This is a genomic window from Kribbella sp. (assembly GCF_035687465.1).
In the GTDB taxonomy this organism is placed as follows: Bacteria; Actinomycetota; Actinomycetes; order Propionibacteriales; family Kribbellaceae; genus Kribbella.
The window spans coordinates 1-4849 of sequence record NZ_DASRXP010000042.1 but is presented as its reverse complement, the minus strand read 5'-3'; the positions used below and the strand labels follow the sequence as shown (position 1 = coordinate 4849).

6 protein-coding genes are annotated in these 4849 nt (G+C 66.5%); all 6 read right to left on the bottom strand.

What is annotated here, in order from left to right; genetic code table 11:
* Window positions 1–333, bottom strand: a 333-nt coding sequence (locus VFG33_RS02115; protein ID WP_325021764.1) for an amidase family protein, incomplete at its 3' end; no start/stop codon positions are given.
* Entirely contained in the window at window positions 333–569 is a 237-nt protein-coding gene (locus VFG33_RS02110; protein ID WP_325021762.1) for a hypothetical protein, read from the bottom strand. The genes VFG33_RS02115 and VFG33_RS02110, both read right to left, overlap by 1 nt.
* Window positions 570–601: 32 nt before the next feature.
* Window positions 602–1609, bottom strand: coding sequence for an ABC transporter ATP-binding protein (locus VFG33_RS02105; protein ID WP_325021760.1), 1008 nt, complete (start codon window positions 1607–1609; stop codon window positions 602–604).
* A gap of 26 nt (window positions 1610–1635) precedes the next feature.
* Window positions 1636–2592 carry an ABC transporter permease gene (locus VFG33_RS02100; protein ID WP_325021758.1) on the bottom strand — a complete coding sequence of 319 codons (957 nt, stop codon included), beginning with the start codon at window positions 2590–2592 and terminating at the stop codon, window positions 1636–1638.
* Complete coding sequence (locus VFG33_RS02095; RefSeq protein ID WP_325021756.1) at window positions 2589–3533, bottom strand: ABC transporter permease; 945 nt, start codon at window positions 3531–3533, stop codon at window positions 2589–2591. Before VFG33_RS02095 ends, VFG33_RS02100 begins: the two co-directional genes overlap by 4 nt.
* Before the next feature lie 3 nt (window positions 3534–3536).
* Window positions 3537–4849, bottom strand: a 1313-nt coding sequence (locus VFG33_RS02090) for an ABC transporter substrate-binding protein (protein ID WP_325021754.1), incomplete at its 5' end; no start/stop codon positions are given.

Sequence of the window (4849 nt, the reverse complement as noted above, 5' to 3'; positions counted from 1 at the left end):
GGCATCAGTACCCGCACCCCAGGTCGGCGCGAGCACCCGGCTGTTCGCCGTGGTGGCTGCGCCCTTCATCGCGATGATGTCCTTGATAGCCAGCGGGATGCCCTGCAGCGGTCCGCGGTCGTCGCCTGCCGCCAGCGCGGTGTCGGCCGCGGCCGCCTGCTCGAGGGCAGCGTCCGCGGTGATGTCCACGTAGGCGCCGAGGGCTGGATTGAGGGCGATCGCGCGGTCGAGGATCTGCTGGGTCAGTGCGGTCGACGTGAGGCTGCCGTCGCGAAGTGCGGTGGCAGCACCCTTGATGGTCGACGTGGTGGTCTGGAGGGGAGTGGCGGTCATCAGGCGTCCTTTCCGGCCGGCGCGGTGACGGCACCGGAGTAGAAGTCCAACGGGTCGAACTTGATCGCGGGCTCGTCGGGATCGAGTTCGGGGAGATACAGCGCGTCGGCCGCTTGGCGGATCAGCGGGTAGTCCCTGACGAAGGTGGCGAACTCTTGCTCAGAGACGGTCAGTTGAGCTGCCGTGAGGATCGCCGTGACGATCTGCTCGGGGTCGGCGGTGGTGGATGCGGGCATGCGGAACCTCCTGAGGTGGGGGTGTGCGGTGGTCAGGCCGGGACTGCCTGGACTTCGGACTCGGAGTACAGGTGGCAGGCGACGGAACGGCCTTCGCCGAGGTGGATCTGGGCCGGGGCGAGCTCCGCGCAGATGTCCATCGCGAACGGGCAGCGGGTCCGGAACCGGCAGCCGCTCGGCGGGTCGATGGGGCTCGGGATCTCGCTGTCCTTGGTGCTGCTGTCGTCGATCGGCTCGTCCCGGGTGCTCTCGGTCGGGTCGAGCGTCGGCACGGACGACAGCAGCAGTTGGGTGTAGGGATGCTTGGGGTTGTCGTAGAGCTCCTGCGCGCTGCCGCGCTCGACCACCTGGCCGAGGTACATCACCGCGACGTCGTCGCTGATGTAGCGCACCACGTTGAGGTCGTGGCTGATGAAGACATAGGTCAGCCCGTACTCCTCCTGCAGATCGGTCAGCAGGTTCAGCACCTGCGCCTGGATCGACTTGTCCAGCGCCGAGACGGCCTCGTCGAGTACGACGAGCTTGGGTTGCAGCGCCAGCGCCCGGGCGATGTTGACCCGCTGCCGTTGGCCACCGCTGAGCTGATGGGGATAGCGCGACGCGTACGACGCGGGCAGGCCGACGTCGCTCATCACCGTGGCGACCCGCTCGTCGATGGCGGCCTTCGACGCGCCCTGCACCTGCAGCGGGAATCCGATGGACTCGCTGATGGTGGCCCGCGGGTTGAGCGCGGACGACGGGTCCTGGAAGACCATCTGCATCTGCTTGAACTCGTCCGTCGAGCGGCGGCGATGCGTGAGCACCTGCTTGCCGTCGAAGATCATCTCGCCGTCGTCGGTCAGGTGCAGGCCGACGATCACCCGGGCCAGCGTCGACTTGCCACAGCCGGACTCGCCGACGATGCCGAGCGTCCTGCCCTGGCGGACGCTGAGGGAGACGGCGTCGACCGCGGACAGCCTCGCCCGGCGACCGCCCGCCCGGACGTGGAACGTCTTGGACACGCCGAGCAGCTCCAGCAACTCCTTGCCTTTGTCATCCATCGTCTGCTCCTTCCGAAGAGGTGTTGTCACAGCCGGCTGTCCATCGCTTCACGGAGCGCGTCGCTGGCCAGGTTGAAGGCCACCGAGGTGAGGAAGATGAAGAAGCCCGGCACGATCGCGACCAGCGGCGCGACGCTGACCATGCCGCGCAGGCTGTTGAGCATGTAGCCCCATTCCGGCGCCGGCGGGGCGGAGCCGAGGCCGAGGAAGCTCAGGCTGGCAGCGATGATCATCGCGACCCCGACCAGGCTGGAGGCGTAGACGATCACGTCGTTCAGCACGTTCGGCAGCACCTGGCTGCGGGCCACTCGCAGACGGCCCGCACCACTGAGCCGGGCGGCCTCGACGAACTCCTGTACTACGACGCGGCGGGTGGCGGACTCCGCCACCCGGGCTACCGGCGGGATGAAGACGATCGTCACGGCGATGATCGTGTTGGTCAGACCCGGACCGAGCGAAGCGCCGACCGCGATCGCCAGCAGGATCGCCGGGAACGCGTACAGCATGTCCATCGTCCGCATCAGTGCGGTGCCGACGACACCTCGCAGGATGCCCGCGGTGACACCGATCGTGGTGCCGATCAGAGCCGCTCCGAGGGTCGGTACGAATCCGGCCAGCAACGACAGCCTGCCGCCGTACAGGACCCGGGCGAGCATGTCGCGGCCCTGTTCGTCGGTGCCGAGCAGGTGGCCGCTGGCACCGAGGTTCTGCAGGCGTTCTGTTGGTTTGCCGAGCAGTGGGTCGGCACTGGTGATCCACGGCGCGAAGATTGCCCCGAGCACCAAGAGCAGCACGATGACCGCCGCGACCACGCCGACCCGGTTGGACAGGAATCGCCTGAACGTCGCGGACCAGAAGGACCGGGACTGCTCACTCGTACGGGCCGCGTTCCACTCGTCCCGCCGGCGATCCGCCTCCGCCCGGTCGGCTGCCGTCGTACCGGCTCCGAAGTTCTTGTCCAGCAGGACTGGTACCTGAGTCATGACACCGCTCCTCTCACCCGCGGGTCGATCCAGGCCTGCAACAGGTCGACGACCAGGTTCACCAGCACGAACGTGACGGCGATGACCAACGTCGCGCCCTGGACCACCAGCAGGTCCCGGGCCGAGATCGCGGTGAACACCAGCAGTCCCATCCCAGGCCAGCGGAAGATCGTCTCCACCAGGACCGAGCCGCCCAGCAGCGCACCGATCTGTACGCCGGACGTCGTCAGCACCGGGGAGATCGCGTTGCGCAGGATGTGCCGGCGGACCTCGAACTCGCTCAATCCCTTGGCCCGCAGGGTTTCCACGAAGTCCGAGCCGGCCACGTCGACGATGCTGGCCCGGGTCACCCGGGCCGTGATCGCCATCGTGATCAGCGACCCGGACAGCACCGGCAGGACCAGACTCCTGATCGCCATCCACAGACCCTGGTCGAGGGTGGCCCCGCCCGAGGGAAGGATCCTGAGACCACCGGCGAAGACCGCCAGCAGGATGATCGCCAGGAAGAACGACGGAATGCTCAGCCCTGACAGGCTCAGCACCCCGGTGACCCGATCGATCAGACTGCCTCGGCGGGTACCGGCCAGGTAGCCGAGCCACAGGCCGATGCTGATGCCGAAGACCGCTGACACGATCGCCAGCACGGCGGTGTTGCTCCAGGCCTGGATCAGCAGATCCGAGACGTCGCGGCGGCGCTGGGCGGAGTACCCCAGATCGCCTTGCAGGGCGTCGCCCAGCCAGTGCAGGTAGCGCAACGGCATCGGGTCGTTCAGGCCCAGCTCGTCGCGGATCGCCTGACGTTCCGCGGCCGACATGTCATCGCTGACCAGTCCGGCCTCGGCCGAGCCGGGCAGCACGTTCATCAGCAGGAAGACGATGATCGAGACCCCGAACAGGATCGGGACCGCCATCCCGATCCGGGTTATCGCGACACGCAGCATGGCTCAGTCCTTCCCGACGGTGATCTGTGTGAAGTCCACCCACCACGACTGCGGCTGGACGTAGCCGTGCACGTTCGAGGTGACCACCCGCAGGTTGAGGTCATGCATCCAGAACAGGAAGTAGGCGTTCTGGAGCGCGACATCCATCATTTTCTGCAGGTACTTGTACTGCGAGGCGACGTCGGCCTGCTGACTCGCGGCCGTCAGAGCGGCGTCGATCTTGGGATCACACAACCCGGCTGCGTTCGGCAGTCCGCCGGGACGGTTGCAGAAGAAGCTGGCGCTGAAACCGGTCGGCATCATGCCGGCCGCCGGCGAGGCCCAGAGGATGTCGATGTCGTCCCACTGCTTGGCCTGCAGACCGTCGAGCCCGATCGAGATGATCGTGTTCCACTCCATCGGCTTCAGCACCGTGGTGACACCGATCGCCGCGAAGTCCGCCTGCAACTTCTGCATCATCGTGTCCGGATACATGTTCCCGGAACCGCCGGTCGGATAGGCCATCGTGAGCGTCAACTGGCCGGGTTGATATCCGGCTTCGGCGAGAAGCTTCTTCGCCTTCTCGACGTCGTAGCTGTAGCCCGGCGTGTTCTTCGTGTACGACGGATTGCCGTCGTACACGTATTCCGTGGCGGGATAGCCGACGTTGTTCAGCAGCGCGGCCGTACCTTCGCGATCCAGCGCGTAATTGAGCGCCTGGCGCAGTACGAGATTGTCCTTGAACGGCGCCCGGAACATGTTGAACCGCGGCATGATCCCGTGCGGGTATTTGCCCATCTCGATCTGGTAGCCCTCTTTCTTCAGCTGGTCGACCGAGTCGGGCGACGGGACCTCGGCCCAGTCGACCTCGCCGGACTGCAGCATCGACAGCCGGGACGCGGGCTCGGGCTGTGGGTAGAGGACGATCCGGCCGAGCTTCACCGGGACCCGCCAGTAGTCGTCGTTGCGGGTGAGCTCCATCTCCTCGCCGTCGACGTACTTCGTCATCCGGAAGGGACCGGTGCCGGAGGCATGCTTGTTGTAGTCGTTGTTGCCGTACTGCTTCACCACCGACGGGCTGGGGTAGAAGATGCCCGCGAGGTCCCACAGCAGCCAGGCGTACGGCTTGGTCGTCTTGATCTCGACCGTCCGGTTGTCGATCTTGCGCCAGGACTTGAAGTACCGGAACAACGCCGCGGCGCTCGCGGCCGACTTCGTGTCGTAGTACTGGAAGGTCTTGGTGCGGAGCCGGTCGTACTGGAAGATCACCGCGTCCGCGTCGAAGGTGGTGCCGTCGACGCGGACGCGGTGATCTTCCAGTACGACCGGCTCCGCAC

What these genes read in the sequence shown, in the direction of transcription:
- VFG33_RS02105 (WP_325021760.1), bottom strand. Translation starts at nt 1,609, where the DNA reads ATGGATGACAAAGGCAAGGAGTTGCTGGAGCTGCTCGGCGTGTCCAAG.
- VFG33_RS02110 (WP_325021762.1), bottom strand. Translation starts at nt 569, where the DNA reads ATGCCCGCATCCACCACCGCCGACCCCGAGCAGATCGTCACGGCGATC.
- VFG33_RS02100 (WP_325021758.1), bottom strand. Translation starts at nt 2,592, where the DNA reads ATGACTCAGGTACCAGTCCTGCTGGACAAGAACTTCGGAGCCGGTACG.
- VFG33_RS02095 (WP_325021756.1), bottom strand. Translation starts at nt 3,533, where the DNA reads ATGCTGCGTGTCGCGATAACCCGGATCGGGATGGCGGTCCCGATCCTG.